Source organism: Hartmannibacter diazotrophicus (assembly GCF_900231165.1).
GTDB classification, from domain to species: Bacteria; Pseudomonadota; Alphaproteobacteria; order Rhizobiales; family Pleomorphomonadaceae; genus Hartmannibacter; species Hartmannibacter diazotrophicus.
The window spans coordinates 3,399,281-3,415,830 of the sequence record NZ_LT960614.1 but is presented as its reverse complement, the minus strand read 5'-3'; the positions used below and the strand labels follow the sequence as shown (position 1 = coordinate 3,415,830).

Sequence of the window (16,550 nt, the reverse complement as noted above, 5' to 3'; positions counted from 1 at the left end):
GCCTCAATGACACATACCGCAGTGAATGAGAACGGCGCGCGTCCGACGGTGGGCATCGTGGGTCTTGGCATCATGGGCTCGGCCTATGGCCGGAACCTCGTCGAAGCCGGCTACAAGGTCATTGGCACCGACGTCGCTCAGTCGGCCATGGACGATCTGGTTGCCGACGGCGGCGAGGCGGTCGCCGGTACCGCCGATGTCGCGCGGGCGAGCGATGTCATCCTTCTGGCCCTGCCGTCGGTCAAGGCCTTGGAGGCCGTGACCGAGGCGCTTGTTAGTAGCGTCCGGAAAGGCGCCGTGGTTTGCGAGATGGGGACCTTGCCGCTGGAGGCCAAGGAGGCCTGCGCGGCGGCGCTCGCGGCCGTCGGCGTGGAGGTTCTCGACTGTCCGGTCAGCGGCACCGGCGCCCAGGCGGCCGTGCGCGATCTGGTGGTCTTTGCGAGCGGCGACGAGGCGGCCTATCGCGTCGCCGAACCGGTCTTCTGCGGATTTGCGCGCGACGTGCGCCTTGTCGGCACCTTCGGCACCGGCATGAAGCTGAAGTATATCGCCAACCTGCTGGTGACGATCCACAATCTCTCCACGGCGGAGGCGTTGCTTCTGGCCGAGCGGGCGGGGCTCGACCTCAACACGGTTTATGACGCGATCCGTACCGGCGCGGGCGGTTCTCGCATGTTCGACCTGCGGGCCCCCTTGATGATCGAGGACCGCTACGAACCCGCGACCATGAAGATGGATATCTACATCAAGGACTTGCAGCTCATCATGGACTTTGCGCGCGAACTGCGCTGTCCGACACCGCTGATGGCGGCCAGTCTGCCGTTTTATTTCGCCGCGCTCGCCGAAGGGCGAGGCAAGCAGGACACGGCCTCGCTCTTTGCCGTGCTGAAGGGAATGACCGCACCGATGGACGGAGGCGCCGAATGACCGCTCTCACCCTTTCCGCCGCCGATGAAATCGCCACGGTCACGCTGCGCAAGGGCCGCGAGTTCAACGCCCATCCGCTGACGGTTGTCGTGCTCGATGCCGGCGGGCACATGAAGGTCGTCAAGCGCGAGGACGGCAGCGGCATCGCACGCGTCGAAATCGCCCATGGCAAGGCCTGGGGCGCGCTTGGCATGGGAATTTCCAGTCGCGGTCTCTCGGTTCGGGCGGGCAAGGTTCCGAACTTCTTCACGGCGCTTGCCTCGGTGACGGATGGACGAATGGTTCCGGTGCCGGGCGGTGTCCTGATCAAGGACGCGGACGGCGAGATCATTGGCGCGGCCGGCGTCAGCGGCGACACCTCGGACATCGACGAGACCTGCGTTGTCGCGGGCATCGAGGCGGCCGGATTGACGCCGGATATCGAGGAGCGCTGACCGTGGCCGACGCACTTCTGGCCGGACGGCTTGCCCTTGTCACGGGGGCCGGTCGCGGTATCGGCCGCGCCACGGCTCTGGCTCTCGCCGCGAGCGGCGCGCGGGTGGTCGCCGTCGCCCGAACGGCCGGCGATCTGGAGACGTTGACGGAAGAGACGGGTGGGCAGGTGACGCCGCTTGTCGCCGATGTGGGCGATCCCGATTTTCATCGCCGTATCGAGGCGATGGACGGGCTCGACATCCTCGTCAACAACGCCGGCGGCAATCGCCCGAAGATGATGGTCGACGTCGATGACGACACGCTCGACTGGATGATCGATCTCAACATCCGCTCGGTCTACAAGGTGGCGCGTGCCGCCGTGCGGGCAATGAAGAGGGGTGGCGTGATCGTCAACATGTCGTCCCAGATGGGGCATGTCGGATCGCCGAAGCGCACCGTCTATTGCATGACCAAGCACGCCGTCGAAGGCCTGACCAAGGCGATGGCCGTGGAGCTTGCTCCCGCCGGCATCCGCGTCGTTTCGGTCGCGCCGACATTCGTGCTGACGCCTATGACGGCGCCGATGTTCGAAGACCCGGAGTTCAAGCGCTTCGTCTATGACATGGTGCCGATGAACGATCTGCCGGTGCCGGACGACGTCGCGCAGGCGATCGTGTTCCTGGCATCGAGCCGGGCGCGCTTTGTCACCGGCGACAGCCTGCGGATCGACGGCGGCTGGACGGCGCGCTGATCGTTCGCACAAAAGGACATCAAAGGATCAGCATCAGTCCCTGAGCCATATAGAAGGCCCCGATCACGGTCACGATCCACCGTGTCCAGGTGCGGAAATGATGGTCGGTGATCCTGTGCAGGATGGCGTGGCCCGCATTGGTGCCGAGCACCGCGAACGGGGCGGCTGCCGCAATGGCCAGCCACTCGTCCGGCGTAAGCGCGAGCGCCGAGCGCGCATAGAAGATGACCTTCAGCGCATGAGAGGTCATCTGAACGACAGCCTTGGTGGCGACGATTTTCCTGCGGTCCATCGCCGTGCGGATAAAGAAGACGTCGATGGTCGGGCCGGCGATGCCCACGGTGATGTTCAGCCCGCCGGCTATCACGCCGCAGATGAAGGCATGAAGCGGCCGAGACGCATCGAGCGCGAACAGGCTTTTCGGCAGCCAGACGAGGATCGGCATCAACCCGATGGCGATGCAAACGGTCGCCTTTTCCGGTGTATAGCGGGCAAGGGTCAAGACGGCCGCGATCGCAAGCAGGCCGAGGACCGCGAAGGCGACGATCCGGTAGTCGATGAAGGCCCGGGAGCGGACCGCCCTCCAACCATTCGCCACCATCTGTATGACGCCATGGACGGCGATCGCACTCGATGCCGGCAGCAGGAGCAGGAGCAGCCAGAGCAGGATCAGCCCGCCGGCCATGCCGAAGACCCCGGACAGCGCAGAGGTCAGGAAGACGGACGCTCCGAATGCAAGGCCAATGACTGCGGTCACCTGATTTCTTTCACGTCTGGAGGGTCCGCAAAGGGCAGGGCTTCGGCATCAGCGTATCCGGAGGATGGCGAACCGAACTCTGACTTAGCCCAAAAAAGAAGGAAACCCAGCCCGCCGGAGACGGCGAACTGGGCTTGTTGCGATATGGCCTGGAGCGGCGATGGATCGACCGCACGCAGGCCGATATCAGGGCGCTTGCCGCTTAGCTGCAGGTGCCGAGTTCCGGCGGCATGCGGTCTTCCTTGGACGGCAGGAAATCGGAACGATAGACGTGGTCGAGCGGCAGATCGCCGTCGAGCTTGTAGACCTGCTTGATTTCGTCGATCGATGCAGCAAGGCGATCCATGTCGACCGTGCTGAGGCCCTCCTTCTTGAACTCGTCTGACAGCGTGAGGTTCTTGAGGCCTTCGATCAGGCGCGGGCACTCGACCGCCGGGTTGGCGAGCGAGTCGCGAGCCTTGATGGTGGCGACGGACGCTGTCGGGTCCTCGATTGCTGCCTTGAAGGAATCGTTGATCGCCGCCACCATGGCGCGCACGGTCTCCGGGTTCTTCTCCAGGAATTCCGGCCGGACCATGATCGCGGTGCCATATTGCTTCACGCCGTAGTCGTTGTAGCGAAAGACGACGATGTCGTCCTGCGCGACGCCAAGGTCGGCGACCGTCATGATGCTGGAGGTCGTGAAGCCTGCGAGAGCGTCGGATTCACCCCGCACCATCATAGGCTCGCGCAGCTGGCCGCTCACCTGTTTCCAGGTCACCGACTTGGAGTCGAAGCCGGCCTTCTCGGCGAAGACGTCGAAAAGCGCGAGCGCGGAGCTTGAGGCGGTGGCCGTGAGCGTCTTGCCGGCAAGATCCTTGGGTTCCTCGATGCCGCGCCCCTTCACCGATACGACGGCGAGCGGCGAATTGGCGCCGGTCATGTAGACCGCGACGAGCTGCTTGTCGGGATTTTGCAGGTTGAACTTCGCCATGCTGGCGATGTCGGCCCAGCCGAAGTCGTAGGCCCCGGAGGCAACGCGCAGAACCGTGTCGCCGGAACCGCTGCCGCGGTCGACCTGCACGTTCAGTCCGTGCGCCTTGTAGAAGTTCTTTTCAAGGCCATAGAGATAGACCGACTGCGGCCCCTGGAAGGCCCAGTCGAGCGAGAGTTTGACATCCGGCTGCTCGACCTTGGACTCCTGGGCAAAGGCAATGCCTGTTGCCGCTGCGAGAGCCGCCGCGGCAATGAGTGTCCTGTTCAAAAATCCTGTCATGACGCTGTTCCCTTTATCTGACGCGCAGGAAGTTCGGTGCCCCGCCCGAAGGTCGTCCGCTTGCCCTCAGGGCGTGGACGGCGCGGGGCCTTCGCCGGGCACGAGGCCAGGCGGAAGCTGGTAGCAGAAGTCGGCGATGTCGCCCGGCCGGGTCCACCAGACCCGGTCCTTCAGCTTGTGTTCGACGCAATGGCGGAGGGCCTCGCGCAGCGGCTTCAGCCGGAACGGCTGGCCGACGACGAAGGCATGCAGGGAGATGGTCATGACCAGCGGCCGTTCGGCGCTGAGTTCGACCATCTCGTCAAACTGGTCGACGATCATCTGTGCGAAGTCGTGAGCCGTCTGGCGGCGGTGAATGATGGCCGCCGAATCGTTGAGCTCGGCCGGATACGGCACCGAGAGAAGCGGGCCAGAGCGGGTTCGCAGCCAGAAGGGCTGGTCGTCGGCGGGCCAGTCCATCACGTAGCGGTAGCCGGCCTCTTTCAGAAGGTCGGGCGTTACGCGGCTTTCGGATGCCGCGGGGCCCATCCACCCGCGCGGCGGAGCACCTTCGTTGGCGGAAATCTTCTCCGTGACATCGGCGATGAGGCGCTGCTCGTCGATTTCCCAAAGATCGCCCTGGCGCTCGGCGTTGGTGCGCCCGTGCGAGACGATCTCGTCGCCACGTTCGCGGATCTTCTCAAAGATCTGCGGGTGATCGTCATAAAGTAGCGAATTGACGTTGTGGGCGGCAGGAATGCCGAACTTGTCGAACAGGTCGAACAGGCGCCAGATGCCGACACGGTTGCCGTAGTCGCGCCAGGAATAGTTGCGCTGGTTCTGCGGCTCGTTCAGCTTGGCCGGATCCCATCCCGTGCCCTTCAGATAGGCGTAGACCTCAAGGTTCGTGACGATGCAGACGGCAAGGCGCTTGCCATCCGGCCAGGCGTAGTCGGGCCGTTCGATGATGGGATGAAAGTCATAGCGACCGTGACTTGGAAGCTTCATCGTTCTTAACTCTTCTTGTTGATGAGAGATTTGCTATTGGGCGGCGGCGATATCGTTTCCGCGGGTTGCCCAGAAGGTCACGCGCCGTTCGAGGACGGCGAAGACCTCGTACATCACGACCCCCATGACGCCGATCACGATGAGGCCGGCAAAGACGAGCGTGACGTCGAAGCGCGCGCTCGCGGCCATCATCAGGTAGCCGATGCCCCGGTCGCCGGCGACGGTCTCGGCGACGACCGAGCCGATGAAGGCGAGTGTGACCGCAACCTTCAGCGAGGCGAAGAAGTAGGGCATCGTCCTTGGCAGGCCGACCTTGCGCAGGATCTGGAACTTGCTGGCGCCAAGCGAACGCAGCACGTCGTTGAGTTCAGGTTCGATCGTCGCAAGACCGGTCGCGACGTTGACCATGATCGGGAAGAAGGAGATGACGAAGGCGGTGATGATGGCCGGCACGGCGCCGATGCCGAACCAGATGACGAGGATCGGAACGATCGCCACCTTGGGCACCGAATTGAGCCCGACCATGATCGGGTAGACGCCGCGATAAACCAGCGGCGAAGCCCCCACCAGTAGCCCGAGGAAGAGGCCGACCGCCACCGCAACGGCAAAGCCGGCGAGGGTGGTGAAGAGCGTGTACCACGACTGGAGCACGATGGTTCCGGCGTTCTGGAAGATGCTGACGGCGATTGCCGATGGCCTGGGAAGAATGAACCGGTCGATCGAGAAGAGGACGCAGGCGAGTTCCCACAACACGAAAAAGCCGATCGTGATGACCCAGGGCAGAAGACGGACGATGTGTTTATTGGCCATTTTCAATTCCGCTGGATGCTTTCGCGAAGCGAATGGACGAGATCGACGAAATCGGACTCGAAGGTCATTTCGTAGGTGCGGGGGCGGGCATAGGGGACCTCTTCGCGCCGCAGGATCTTGCCCGGACGCGGACTGACGACGTAGACCGTGTCGGCCAGGAAGACGGCCTCGCGCAGTTCGTGCGTGACGAGGATGACCGTCGGCCGCTCGCGGATGCACAGGTCCTGCAGGATCGTCCAGAGGTCCTCGCGCGTGAACGCGTCCAGCGCGCCGAACGGCTCGTCGAGGAGAAGCAGCTTCGGCTTGTGGATGAGCGCGCGGCAGAGCGAGGCGCGCTGCTGCATGCCGCCCGACAACTCCCACGGATACCGGTCTTCGAAGCCGGCGAGGCTGACGGCCGCCAGCAATTCACGCGCCCGGGCCTCGTACTCGGCCTTGTTCTTGCGGAAGTTGGAGGCATAGGGCTGCACGATCTCAAGGGGCAGCAGCACATTTTCCAGCGTCGTCCGCCAGGGCAGAAGAGTGGAGTTCTGGAAAGCGATGCCGCAGATGTCGATTGGACGGTCGACCATCTTGCCACCGACACGCACGACGCCCTCGGCCGGCGGATGCAGGCCGGAGACGAGCTTCAGCAGCGATGATTTTCCGCAGCCGCTCGGCCCGACGACGGCGATGAACTCACCGTCGGCAATGCTGAGGGTGGCGCCCTCGATCGCCAGGGTTCCGGACGAACTGTCGCCGTATCGCAGGCTGACATCTTCGATCTGCACGAAATTGGCGCCGGCCTTGGGCGGGGGCGCGTTCGGTTCCGACACTTCCACCAGACTCTCTTCCTTACTGTCGCTCACAGCATTTTGCCCAATCGTTGGGCTGCCCAAATGCTAGACCGAACTGCCGGCGATGCACAAGAGTATAAAATATATTATACATTGATTGGCAGGTCAGCGACTGCCCGCTATCAATGCGTGACTCAACCAATTCGGCGTGCGGACCCGGATCGCCTAAGATTGGAAGAATGGATTTTGGAGGTGGGGAGCATGCAGAAGCCGGTGTTGACGATGTCACGAACCGAGGCCGTTGCCCGCAACGTCAGGGAAGCCATCGTCAATGGTGAGATGCCGCCCGGCATGCGCCTCAATCTCGATGAACTGGCACTGCGCTACGGCGTCAGTCGCATGCCGGTCCGCGAAGCGCTGAAGCAGCTGGAATCAGAGGGGTTGGTGACCTTCTACCCGTATCGCGGCGTCGAGGTCGCCCATCTGAGCGTCGCCGAAGTGGAAGAGCTTTATGCCATCCGCGTGCTGCTCGAACGGCGCGCCGTCGAACGCGCCGCGGCACGCATCGATGCGAGCGGTCTCGCCAAGATGAAGGTCCTTCTGGAGCAAATGGACGAGGCGATTGCCGCCGATGACGGGGCGCGCTGGTTCGAGCTCAACGAAGCGTTCCACCGCACGCTCAATGAGGCGAGCGGATGGCCGAAGATGGTCGAGATGATCGACAAGCTTCGCCAGAACATCGAGCGCTGCGTGCGCACCTACATTGCCCGGGCGGGGTATGAGGGGCCGCAGGAGCAGCACCGGGAACTCTATCAGGCCTGCCTCGACCACGATCCCGAGCGCGCCGCCCGGATCATTACCCTTCATATCGAGAACACCGCCACGCTCGTGATGCAGGTGCTGGCCGAAGAGGCCGAAACGCACAGGCAGGGCGATCCCGAGCCGGCCTGAGCCTCAATGGCTTCATCGACATCAACCGCTTTCGCCAAGTTTGAAGGAGCGTCCCATGGATTCCACACGCAGCCCCATGAATGCACGGGAGCGGGTGCCGTTCACCGCGCCGCACGAACGTCCCAAACTCACCTTGCCCGGAAACGCGCGGGTGGCGGTGTGGACGATCCTGAACATCGAGGTTTGGGAGCCTGATGCGGCGATGCCGCGGACCGTTCTGCCGCCGCCCATGGGGCAGCCGCTCCTGCCGGATATCCCGAACTGGGCATGGCATGAGTATGGAATGCGGCAGGGCTTCTGGCGCTTCATGGACGTGCTGACGAGCCGTGATCTCAAGGCGACGCTGGCCCTCAACGGCCGCTGCTGCGAGGTCTATCCGCAAGCCTGTGCCGCGGCCCGCGACGCCGGTTTTGAGTTCATGGGCCACGGCTTCGTCCAGCGGCCGATGCACAAGGTCGAGGACCAGGCCGCCGCGATCAAGGCGACGATGGCGGCGATCGCCGAATTCACGGGCAAGCCGCCACGCGGCTGGGAAAGCCCGGGCCTGACCGAAACGGCGGAGACCGCCGATCTTCTGGCCGAAGCCGGTATCGAGTATGTCGCCGACTGGGTGCTGGACGACCAGCCGCTCGACATCAAGACCCGGTCGGGCCGCCTCGTTTCCGTGCCTTATACGGTCGAGGTCAACGATGTGCTGATGTCGGCCGTCGAGAAGAAGCCTTCCGACGAAATCCTGCGCCGGGGGCGCGACCAGTTCGATCGCCTCTACAAGGAAGGCGAAACAGGGCCGAAGATCATGGCCATCTCGATCCACCCCTACCTGACCGGCGCCCCGCACCGCATCCGGTATCTGGAGGAACTCTACGACTACATTCTCGGGCACGAGGACGTGGTGATGTGGACGGGCGAACAGATCCTCGACTGGTATCGCGGCCAGGTGCCTGCCGCCCGATAAGGGCGGCCGGGTGCCTCAAAGGCCAGGTCACGCTGTGCAAAAATAAGCCGGCCCGCCGAGGCGATGCCTGGGCGGGCCGGAAGGTGCTGCGGTCTGCAGCGGGGAGGACTTGTCCCTATTTCTGGCTTTCCGGGTGCCAGACCAGCAGCCGGCGGCGGAGCCATTCGAGCCCCTTCACCACCGAGATACCGAAGATCAGCACTTCGACGATGCCGGTGAAGACGCCAACCGTATCGGCAAAGCGCCCGGCCATGATCATGGCGCCGCCGACCCCGCGCCCGCCCATCAGCATCTCGGTCACGATCGTGGTGATCATGGCCACCGGCAGCGCCACCTGAAGACCCGTCAGGATCATCGGGCTGGCGAGCGGCAGATACACCTCCCACAGCATCTCGCGTTCCTTCGCACCGAGCGACCGGGCGGACCAGACGGGCCACTTGTCGATGCCGGATGCACCCGCATAGGTCGCCGAGACGATCGGGAAGAAGCAGGAGAACGCCACCATGATGATCTTCGACGTGTCGTAGATGTCGAACCACAGGACGAAGATGGGCAGGAAGGCGATCTTCGGCATCGGGAAGCCGACCGAGATGATCGGGTCGAAGAGCCAGTGCACCACCCTCGAGCGCGCCATCAGGATGCCGACCGGAACGCCGATCACCGCGGCCACGAAGAAGCCGTACAGGGCACGGTAGAGCGTCAGCAGGATGTCGACGGGGATCGTTCCATCCATGGTGCCCTGCCAGAGCCGTTCGAGGACCGAACTGAGCGAGGGCAGGAGGAAGGGATTGATGGCCCCATAGCGCGTGCCGAATTCCCACAGGAGTCCGAGAAGGATGATCACGCCCCACTGCACGGCGAAGTCGACGGTCTTCGATGACATCATGCGCTTTTGCGGGCGCGACTTTTGCGGTTGCATGAGCTTGCTGCCGGTTGAATGGGTCAGGTCCGTCACGCGTCCCTCCATCGCAAGATCCGGCGTGCAAATGCCGCGTAGAGCCGATCGAATGCGAAGCCGACGCCCGAGACGAAGAAGATCGCAGCGAACATGCCTGGATAATATCCCGCATCGCCGAGCTGGCTGATCATGAACCCGATGCCGTCAGTCGCGATGATGAACTCGGAACTGACCATCAGGATGAAGGCGAAGGCGAGGGCGGTGCGGCAGCCATTGACGATTTCGGGCATTGCCGCCGGCAGCAGGACCTCGCGCATCACGTCGAGCCTTGAGGCGCCAAGGCTGGACGCCGACCAGAGCAGCACCGGGTTCACACCGCGTGCGCCGTTGTAGGTGGCGATGATGACCGGGAGCAGGCAGCCGAGGAAGATGAGAAGGATCTTCGAACTGTCGCCGAGCCCGAGCCAGATCATCACGACGGGGATCAGGGCCGAGCGCGGCATGGGATAGAAGATCTGCACGATCGGGTTCAGGAGCAATCGTGCGATGCGCGACGAGGCCATGAGAATGCCGATCAGAATTCCGATCGCCACAGCCGCGCCCAAGCCCACCGCCGCCCGGCTGAGCGAGCGGAAGGTATTCCACAAGAGATCGCCCTCGGTGAGCATCTTGACGAATGCGCCGATGATCTCGCCGACACCCGGCAGCATCTTTTCGGGCACCAGGCCCATCAGATGGATCATCTCCCAGGCGACGAAGAGCAGGGCGATCGGCAGATAGCGGATCGTCGTGCCGACCACACCGCCACCCCATGCCCGGCTGGACTCCATGTTCACGTCGGCCATCGGTCAATGCCCTCCGCGCGTGGCCGCCACCGCCTGTTCGCGGACCATCCGCCAGATGTTCTCGCTGAGCGAGATGAACTGCGGATTCTCCAGCGTTTCTTCGCCGCGCTCTTTCGGCAGGTCGACATCGATCACATGCGCGATCCGGCCCGGTCGCGCACTCATGATTGAAATCCGGTCCGCCAGAAAGACCGCTTCCTGAACGTCGTGCGTGACGAAGACGACGGTCTTCGGGCTGCGTTGCCAGATGGCGCGCAGTTCTTCCTGCATCACGCGGCGGGTCTGCGCATCGAGCGCGCCGAACGGTTCGTCCATCAACAGGATGCGCGGATCGATGGCGAGCGTGCGGGCGATTGCCGCGCGCTGCTGCATGCCGCCGGACAGTTGCGAGGGATAGGACTTCTCAAATCCCGTCAGGTGGACGAGATCGATATACTCCTGCGCCTTCCTTGCACGCTCCTCCGGAGCGATCTTTGCCTTCTTCAGCCCGTAAAGCACGTTGTCTTCAACGGTCTTCCAGGGAAACAGGGCAAAGTTCTGGAACACGATGCTGCGGTCCGGTCCGGGGCCTTTCACCGGGCCCTTCGGCGTGATGATCCCGCCCTCTTGAAGCGGCAGGAAGCCGCCGATCAGATAGAGAAGGGTGCTCTTGCCGCATCCGGAGGGGCCGAGAAGCGCGTGAAACTCACAGTCCTTGATGTCGAGGTTGATGTTGTCGAGTGCCGTAACGCCCCGCCCGTCGCGTCCGCCGTAGGTGTGGGTTACGTTACGAATATCGATGCCGCTCACTGCGGCACCGACATCCGTTTCGGCGTAAGCCAGGCTCACGCTTTGTCTGCCTCGATCCGGCGCTTCGCCTCTTCGACGAAGCTCAGATCGGCGTGATCGGGCTGGATCTGGATGCCATTGGGGGCGAGACCCATCTTGATCGAGAGGTCGATACCCTTCTGAAGTGCGTCCAGATTCGGGACCATGTAGGGATCGCGGTAGTAGTCGGCATCGGTGAAGAGATATTGCAGGCCCTCGGCCGGTTGCTGCATGAACTCGGCGATGATCTTGACCGCTTCGGCGTGATTGTCCGGGTTGGTGAACCAGCGGACCGCACGCACGTGATCCTCGAAGAAATCCATCAGCTGGTCGCGATTGGCGTCGAGATAGGGGCCTGTGCTGCACAGCGTGACGAGCTGCGAGGGGCCGATCGCATCCTTGGAAGTGAACAGCGTCTTCAGCTTGCCCGCGTCGATGCCCTGCTGCGAGAAGGGCTGGATCACGGTGCCGAGATCCACCTTGCCTTCCTCGATCATCGACGGGATGTTCGGGAATGAAGCCTCGACGAAGGTGATGCCATCGCGCTTGGGATCGAGGCCCGACTTGTCAAGCATCGCCCGGATCGCGGTGTCCGACGCCGAACCCAGCGCGTTGGTGGCGATCCTCTTGCCCTTCAGATCCTCGACAGTCTTGATCGGGCCGTCCGCTTTGACGCAGAAGGTTTCGGAGTGCGAATTGGGCAGCCCATCTTCGATGATGTCGGCCACGGCCTTGGTATCGAGACGGGCGTTGGTCACCGACAGCGACACGACGAGCGCGCCAAACGCGGCAAAGTCGATTTCCTTGGAGGCGAGGGCCGCGATCTGGGGCGAGCTGCCGCGGAAACGGATGGGCTCCACGGTGTAGCTCTTGCCGTAATGCTTCAGGCCGTATTGGTCGGGATTGAGATAGAGCACCGGGATGAGATGGCCCGGCATGTTTGCCCAACCCATCCGGATCTTCAGCGGGCCGTCGGCGGCACGCGCGATCCGGGTCGCCCCCAGTCCGAGCGCCGTGGCCGCCGCAGCGCCTTTGAGTACATCCCTTCTTGTCGCCATGGATTTTTCCTCCCTTGGATTGTTTCGGATGTTACCGAAACGTCATTTCTGGAGCATCGTCGCCGGTTCTCTGCCGGCAGTCGTGAGGATGGAAATCCAGCGCTTGCGCCGAGAGCCCGATCCTGATGTCCAGAGCGTTCTTATTATCGATAGATAATTAAGAAGATTTTCGATCATGTCAATGAAGAATGATGATCGTGAGGGCGTTCGAATTTATATTGACTCCTAAGAGTTTGTTTTTTTGCAGAGGTCTCCGCCCGAGGCGGGGCGGCGTGCCCGTCTGGCATGCCACCGGTGCCGGATATTTCACCGGCCGCCGGAAACCGGAATGACGGCACCGGTCACATAGGACGACGTATCGGATGCGAGCCACATCACGACATCCGCCACCTCTTCGGGCTCTCCTGCGCGAGGGATAGGGATGAGCGGCGCGAGGCGCGTGACACGGTCCGGAGCGCCGGCCGCCGCGTGGATCGAGGTGTCGATCAAGCCGGGCGCAACGGCGTTCACACGAATGTCCTCTGCGGCAACTTCGCGGGCAAGGCCAAAGGTCAGACTGTCGATCGCACCCTTGCTCGCCGCGTAATGGACCCATTCACCGCCGCCGCCGAGGCCGGCGGCCCGTGAGGACATGGTGACGATGGCGCCACCGCGTCCGCCATGCCTCGTCGACATGCGCTTGACGGCTTCGCGGCAGCACAGGAACACGCCAACCACGTTGGCGGCCAACAGTTCGGTGAGAGCACTGGCGGTGACGTCCTCGACGCGGCAGATTTTCCCCGTGCCGCCAGCATTCGCGACCAGGAGATCCAGCGATCCGAATTGCCGGTCGACCTCTTCGAAAAGCCCGAGAATGTCCTTTTCGACGGCCATGTCGGCCTTCACCGTCAAGGCTTTCACCCCGGCGTTTCGGATGTCCGCGGCAACGGCGTCCGCCGCTGCAGCATCCGTGTTGTAGGTGAGCACGACATTATATCCGGCGGCTGCGGCCTTGCGGCAGATCGCGGCGCCGATGCCTCGCGAGCCGCCGGTGACGATGGCGGTTTTCGGTGTGGCTGTGGTCATTTCCTCATGTTCCTTCAGGCTATGGTCACGAAGCGGCCGGTGTTCGCCGCCTTGATGATGGCTTCCAGCACAGCGACCCCGTGGATGATTTCGTCGTGGCGGATCGGGAACGGTGCGCCGCCCGTTGCCGCGCCGGCGAATGCCTCGAGGGCCAGCCGGACGCTGTCGACACCCGCCGTGACCTCCGTTTCGGCCGGAGGCGGCGTGCGGGCGGCGGCGACCGACGGCGCGACGCCCTGCCAGGTGAAGGTCTCAAGAGTCGGCGACGAGACCTGCGCCATGCCCTGCGAACCGTAGACGGAGAATTCGTAGCCGGGCGTCGTCGCCGTCAGCGCCAGCAGTGACGCCGTCTGGCCGCTCGTCAGCCTGAGCAGCACGGAGGTCGTGTCCTCCGCACCGGAGGGCACAGCCCGATGCACGCTCTGGCAGGCGACGGATTCGATCTTCCCGAAAAGGTCGATCATCCCGTCGACGAGATGGATGCCAAGGCCGGTCATGCCGCCGGCTGGAGATTGATGCGGGTCGCTGCGCCAGCCATCGGGCGCAAGGAACAGGCCGCTTGTCGTCGTCAGGGATGCGTGACAGTGGAGGATTTTCCCCAGTCGCCCCTCGCGGATCATGCTGCGCAGGCGGCCCATGCTGGGATGGAAGCGCCTGTTGTGGCCGACAGCCAGCGTGATGCCGGCCCTTTCGGCCGCCGCGACGGCTCTTTCTGCGCTCTCTTGCGTCAACGCGAACGGCTTTTCGACATAGACCGGCTTGCCTGCGGCGGCGATCATCTCGACCTGATCCACATGATCGAGATGCGGCGTCGCAAGGACGATAGCCTCGACCGCCGGATCGGCAATCACCGCCGCAAGGTCGTCGAGGAGCCTGATGCCGTTTGTCGTTGCGAATTCCTCGGCCTTGGAACGCGTGCGTGTGGCGCCCGCAACGAAGCGGATGAGTTCGCTTTTGTCCTGGACGGATCGGACCAGCGTCTGACCCCATCCGCCAAGACCGACGATGGCCGCGTTCAGCATTGTACCCTCCCTGAATTGCTTGCACACGAGAAAGGGCGCCGCTGGTCATGGCGCGGGCCGGACGCCGTCTCAAACCCGGTGGTGCGGTGGCAGGCGTTGCGGCGGCACGATCAGAAGTTCACGCGGTCGGCGCCCTTCAGTTCCAGGATCTCCCGCGCTTCATCGGGCGTTGCCAGTTCAAGGCCCATGCCTTCGAGAATCTGGCGAGCCATTCTGACCTGCTCGGCACTCGACTTGGCGAGTTCGCCGGGGCCGATCCAGAGCGAATCCTCAAGCCCGACGCGCACATTGGCGCCCATCGAAGCGGCCATCGCCGCAATGCGCAGTTGTGCGGCCCCTGCGCCGAGAACGGACCAGCGGTATTGATCGCCGAACAGCCGGTCGGCCGTCCGCTTCATGTGCATCACGTCTTCCGGATGCGTGCCGATGCCGCCGAGAATGCCGAACACCGATTGAATGAAGAGGGGCGGCTTGACGAGGCCCCGGTCGAGGAAATGCTTCAGGTTATAGAGATGGGCGATGTCGTAGCACTCGAACTCGAAGCGCGTCTCGTTCTCGTAGCAGGTCGTCAGGATATATTCGATGTCCTTGAACGAGTTGCGGAAAACGAGGTCACGCGAGCCTTCGAGCGCTTCGCGTTCCCAGTCGTGCTTGAACTCCTTGTAGCGGTCGAGCATCGGGAAGAGGCCGAAGTTGATGGACCCCATGTTGAGCGAGGCGACTTCCGGCTTGAAGGTGGCAGCCGGAAGCACGCGCTCCTCGACGCGCATGTAAGGACTGCCGCCCGTCGTGATGTTGATCGCGGAGGAGGTTTGCTGCTTGATCTGGGGCAGAAAACGGGCGAAGCCCTCCGGGGTCTGGTCCGGCTTGCCGGTCTCCGGGTTGCGGGCATGCAGATGGAGGATCGCCGCGCCAGCTTCGGCCGCGCCGATCGCGTCCGCGATGATTTCTTCCGGCGTGACCGGCAGATACGGTGACATCGACGGCGTATGGATCGCGCCGGTGCAGGCGCAGGTGACGATGACTTTCCTCGGTTTTGCCATGGGGGTCTCCATTGCGCGGCCTGTTCTATGGGCCGCCCGTGTTCAAGGGTCCTGGTCGGTAACGCTGGGGGAGGCGACTTCGAACCCGGTGTCAGGCAGGCGCACCGGGCGCGGGCGGCCGAGAGCGGTCATGCGCAGGAAGGCGCTGCGATCCTCGTGCCGATTGCACGGGGCGGCCTTGGCGGGGAGGGGAACCGCCGGCATGCAGCCAATCGTCTCGCGTTGATCTTGTGCGGCACCGATCACGTGAACGACCGATTGCGCGGGCCTGTGACGGGCGCTGCCAGCGTCGGCAGACTTCATGAACCGCCCGGTCCGACGTGCTTCGATATGCCGGAGGAATTCAGTCTCGCAACTGCGGTCCCCAAGCCTCCCCGGGATATTGTTATGCATGGCATCTCTCTGGATGCTTGAAATTATCGTTCGATAAATATTGATCCGATGACCTGCCATGTCAATCGGTTTAAGCGGCCCCCGGCCGGAAAATATCAGGCCGACTTTTGCTCCACCCCGTGGCCGGTCTTTGCGCCGCCGCTGACAGTCATGCGTTCGATTGCTGGAACATGAGCATCCGGACGGTGCACAACCCGGCCCGATCTGCGCCGATCATCGCGGATGGCCCGTCGATCATGGTCGAGTTCGAAGGGGCTGGGCACCTGAACGATGGGCGATCGTGTGCCGACGAGGTGCGCCCGGCACAGTCCATCAAGAACCCGGACGGATCCAACTCAAGCGTTGGAGTTTTCGGTCAACCGGCCGTGGCTTCAATATGATCGCCGGTCTGCGCCTGATGCGGTTTGCCGTAGAGCCCGATGTTGGCGTCGCCCCATTCCTTGAGGGACAGGAGAATGGGTTCCATGCTCCGTTCGAGTGGTGAGAGGCTGTATTCGACCTTCGGCGGCACCTGGGCATAGACCTTTCGGTCGATCAGTCCGTCCTCCTCAAGCTCGCGCAACTGGTTGGTCAGCATGCGCGGCGTGACGTTGACGATGTGGCGGCGGATTTCGTTGAAGCGCAAGGTGCCCGAAAGCAGATGGAAGAGGATCACCGACTTCCACTTGCCGTCGATCAATCCGATCGCAGCCTCGACCGCGCAGCCCGGGCTGCAGTCGAAGCGCGAATGGCGAACTTTGGCCATGACAGTATCCTTTTTGATACTATAGGCGGTTTTTGTGCGTATTGCCGATCATCGAATATAGTCGCAAGTCTCGCTCATAGCAATCGAGCGA

At 63.2% G+C, this 16,550-nt stretch carries 19 protein-coding genes; 5 read left to right on the top strand and 14 right to left on the bottom strand.

Going from position 1 to position 16,550, the window contains the following annotated elements; all coding sequences use genetic code 11:
- Positions 1-6 precede the first annotated feature (6 nt).
- The 3 genes from HDIA_RS15915 to HDIA_RS15905 are packed head-to-tail and all read left to right on the top strand — an operon-like array spanning position 7 to position 2,092.
- Entirely contained in the window at positions 7-927 is a 921-nt protein-coding gene (locus tag HDIA_RS15915) for an NAD(P)-dependent oxidoreductase (RefSeq protein WP_162292658.1), read from the top strand.
- A complete protein-coding gene (locus HDIA_RS15910) occupies positions 924-1,361 on the top strand; it encodes a GlcG/HbpS family heme-binding protein (protein ID WP_099557050.1) in 438 nt (145 codons plus the stop codon). Before HDIA_RS15915 ends, HDIA_RS15910 begins: the two co-directional genes overlap by 4 nt.
- 2 nt (positions 1,362-1,363) lie before the next feature.
- On the top strand, positions 1,364-2,092 hold the full coding sequence (locus tag HDIA_RS15905) for an SDR family NAD(P)-dependent oxidoreductase (protein WP_173796249.1): 729 nt from the start codon (positions 1,364-1,366) through the stop codon (positions 2,090-2,092).
- 19 nt (positions 2,093-2,111) lie between these two features.
- Here the strand turns inward: HDIA_RS15905 and HDIA_RS15900 are convergent, their stop codons facing one another.
- From HDIA_RS15900 to HDIA_RS15880, 5 genes are all read right to left on the bottom strand, one after another.
- A complete protein-coding gene (locus HDIA_RS15900; protein WP_099557048.1) occupies positions 2,112-2,849 on the bottom strand; it encodes a TSUP family transporter in 738 nt (245 codons plus the stop codon).
- Between the two features lie 202 nt (positions 2,850-3,051).
- Positions 3,052-4,104 (bottom strand): ABC transporter substrate-binding protein, encoded by a 1,053-nt coding sequence (locus HDIA_RS15895; protein ID WP_099557047.1) that lies wholly within the window; start codon positions 4,102-4,104, stop codon positions 3,052-3,054.
- Positions 4,105-4,170: 66 nt separating this feature from the next.
- Entirely contained in the window at positions 4,171-5,091 is a 921-nt protein-coding gene (locus tag HDIA_RS15890; RefSeq protein ID WP_099557046.1) for a polysaccharide deacetylase family protein, read from the bottom strand.
- A 33-nt stretch (positions 5,092-5,124) separates the two neighbouring features.
- The gene (locus tag HDIA_RS15885; protein WP_099557045.1) at positions 5,125-5,901 is read right to left on the bottom strand and encodes an ABC transporter permease; all 777 of its coding nucleotides are present in this window, start codon (positions 5,899-5,901) and stop codon (positions 5,125-5,127) included.
- 2 nt (positions 5,902-5,903) lie between these two features.
- The gene (locus tag HDIA_RS15880; RefSeq protein ID WP_197708171.1) at positions 5,904-6,650 is read right to left on the bottom strand and encodes an ABC transporter ATP-binding protein; all 747 of its coding nucleotides are present in this window, start codon (positions 6,648-6,650) and stop codon (positions 5,904-5,906) included.
- A 288-nt stretch (positions 6,651-6,938) separates the two neighbouring features.
- Here HDIA_RS15880 and HDIA_RS15875 point away from each other — a divergent pair, with 288 nt between their 5' ends.
- Positions 6,939-7,628: a GntR family transcriptional regulator gene (locus tag HDIA_RS15875; protein ID WP_210202868.1), complete on the top strand. Its 690-nt coding sequence runs from the start codon at positions 6,939-6,941 to the stop codon at positions 7,626-7,628.
- Between the two features lie 55 nt (positions 7,629-7,683).
- Positions 7,684-8,583 (top strand): polysaccharide deacetylase family protein, encoded by a 900-nt coding sequence (locus HDIA_RS15870; RefSeq protein ID WP_245883894.1) that lies wholly within the window; start codon positions 7,684-7,686, stop codon positions 8,581-8,583.
- A gap of 115 nt (positions 8,584-8,698) precedes the next feature.
- Here the strand turns inward: HDIA_RS15870 and HDIA_RS15865 are convergent, their stop codons facing one another.
- The 9 genes from HDIA_RS15865 to HDIA_RS15825 all read right to left on the bottom strand — a co-directional run bounded on the left by HDIA_RS15865 (position 8,699) and on the right by HDIA_RS15825 (position 16,459).
- On the bottom strand, positions 8,699-9,469 hold the full coding sequence (locus tag HDIA_RS15865; protein ID WP_157775689.1) for an ABC transporter permease: 771 nt from the start codon (positions 9,467-9,469) through the stop codon (positions 8,699-8,701).
- Positions 9,470-9,534: 65 nt separating this feature from the next.
- Entirely contained in the window at positions 9,535-10,326 is a 792-nt protein-coding gene (locus HDIA_RS15860) for an ABC transporter permease (protein ID WP_099557040.1), read from the bottom strand.
- Between the two features lie 3 nt (positions 10,327-10,329).
- A complete protein-coding gene (locus tag HDIA_RS15855) occupies positions 10,330-11,154 on the bottom strand; it encodes an ABC transporter ATP-binding protein (RefSeq protein WP_173796247.1) in 825 nt (274 codons plus the stop codon).
- The gene (locus tag HDIA_RS15850) at positions 11,151-12,191 is read right to left on the bottom strand and encodes an ABC transporter substrate-binding protein (RefSeq protein WP_099557039.1); all 1,041 of its coding nucleotides are present in this window, start codon (positions 12,189-12,191) and stop codon (positions 11,151-11,153) included. Before HDIA_RS15850 ends, HDIA_RS15855 begins: the two co-directional genes overlap by 4 nt.
- Positions 12,192-12,497: 306 nt before the next feature.
- Positions 12,498-13,256 (bottom strand): SDR family oxidoreductase, encoded by a 759-nt coding sequence (locus tag HDIA_RS15845; protein WP_099557038.1) that lies wholly within the window; start codon positions 13,254-13,256, stop codon positions 12,498-12,500.
- 14 nt (positions 13,257-13,270) lie between these two features.
- Positions 13,271-14,278 carry a Gfo/Idh/MocA family protein gene (locus HDIA_RS15840; RefSeq protein WP_099557037.1) on the bottom strand — a complete coding sequence of 336 codons (1,008 nt, stop codon included), beginning with the start codon at positions 14,276-14,278 and terminating at the stop codon, positions 13,271-13,273.
- 110 nt (positions 14,279-14,388) lie between these two features.
- On the bottom strand, positions 14,389-15,321 hold the full coding sequence (gene kce / locus HDIA_RS15835) for a 3,5-dioxohexanoate:acetyl-CoA acetone transferase (RefSeq protein ID WP_099557036.1): 933 nt from the start codon (positions 15,319-15,321) through the stop codon (positions 14,389-14,391).
- A 42-nt stretch (positions 15,322-15,363) separates the two neighbouring features.
- The gene (locus tag HDIA_RS15830) at positions 15,364-15,624 is read right to left on the bottom strand and encodes a hypothetical protein (protein WP_157775688.1); all 261 of its coding nucleotides are present in this window, start codon (positions 15,622-15,624) and stop codon (positions 15,364-15,366) included.
- A 445-nt stretch (positions 15,625-16,069) separates the two neighbouring features.
- A complete protein-coding gene (locus HDIA_RS15825; RefSeq protein WP_099557034.1) occupies positions 16,070-16,459 on the bottom strand; it encodes a winged helix-turn-helix transcriptional regulator in 390 nt (129 codons plus the stop codon).
- Positions 16,460-16,550: the final 91 nt, after the last annotated feature.

What these genes read in the sequence shown, in the direction of transcription:
- HDIA_RS15915 (WP_162292658.1), top strand. Translation starts at nt 7, where the DNA reads ATGACACATACCGCAGTGAATGAGAACGGCGCGCGTCCGACGGTGGGC.
- HDIA_RS15910 (WP_099557050.1), top strand. Translation starts at nt 924, where the DNA reads ATGACCGCTCTCACCCTTTCCGCCGCCGATGAAATCGCCACGGTCACG.
- HDIA_RS15895 (WP_099557047.1), bottom strand. Translation starts at nt 4,104, where the DNA reads ATGACAGGATTTTTGAACAGGACACTCATTGCCGCGGCGGCTCTCGCA.
- HDIA_RS15890 (WP_099557046.1), bottom strand. Translation starts at nt 5,091, where the DNA reads ATGAAGCTTCCAAGTCACGGTCGCTATGACTTTCATCCCATCATCGAA.
- HDIA_RS15885 (WP_099557045.1), bottom strand. Translation starts at nt 5,901, where the DNA reads ATGGCCAATAAACACATCGTCCGTCTTCTGCCCTGGGTCATCACGATC.
- HDIA_RS15875 (WP_210202868.1), top strand. Translation starts at nt 6,939, where the DNA reads ATGCAGAAGCCGGTGTTGACGATGTCACGAACCGAGGCCGTTGCCCGC.
- HDIA_RS15870 (WP_245883894.1), top strand. Translation starts at nt 7,684, where the DNA reads ATGGATTCCACACGCAGCCCCATGAATGCACGGGAGCGGGTGCCGTTC.
- HDIA_RS15865 (WP_157775689.1), bottom strand. Translation starts at nt 9,469, where the DNA reads ATGATGTCATCGAAGACCGTCGACTTCGCCGTGCAGTGGGGCGTGATC.
- HDIA_RS15860 (WP_099557040.1), bottom strand. Translation starts at nt 10,326, where the DNA reads ATGGCCGACGTGAACATGGAGTCCAGCCGGGCATGGGGTGGCGGTGTG.
- HDIA_RS15850 (WP_099557039.1), bottom strand. Translation starts at nt 12,191, where the DNA reads ATGGCGACAAGAAGGGATGTACTCAAAGGCGCTGCGGCGGCCACGGCG.
- HDIA_RS15845 (WP_099557038.1), bottom strand. Translation starts at nt 13,256, where the DNA reads ATGACCACAGCCACACCGAAAACCGCCATCGTCACCGGCGGCTCGCGA.
- HDIA_RS15840 (WP_099557037.1), bottom strand. Translation starts at nt 14,278, where the DNA reads ATGCTGAACGCGGCCATCGTCGGTCTTGGCGGATGGGGTCAGACGCTG.
- kce (WP_099557036.1), bottom strand. Translation starts at nt 15,321, where the DNA reads ATGGCAAAACCGAGGAAAGTCATCGTCACCTGCGCCTGCACCGGCGCG.
- HDIA_RS15830 (WP_157775688.1), bottom strand. Translation starts at nt 15,624, where the DNA reads ATGAAGTCTGCCGACGCTGGCAGCGCCCGTCACAGGCCCGCGCAATCG.
- HDIA_RS15825 (WP_099557034.1), bottom strand. Translation starts at nt 16,459, where the DNA reads ATGGCCAAAGTTCGCCATTCGCGCTTCGACTGCAGCCCGGGCTGCGCG.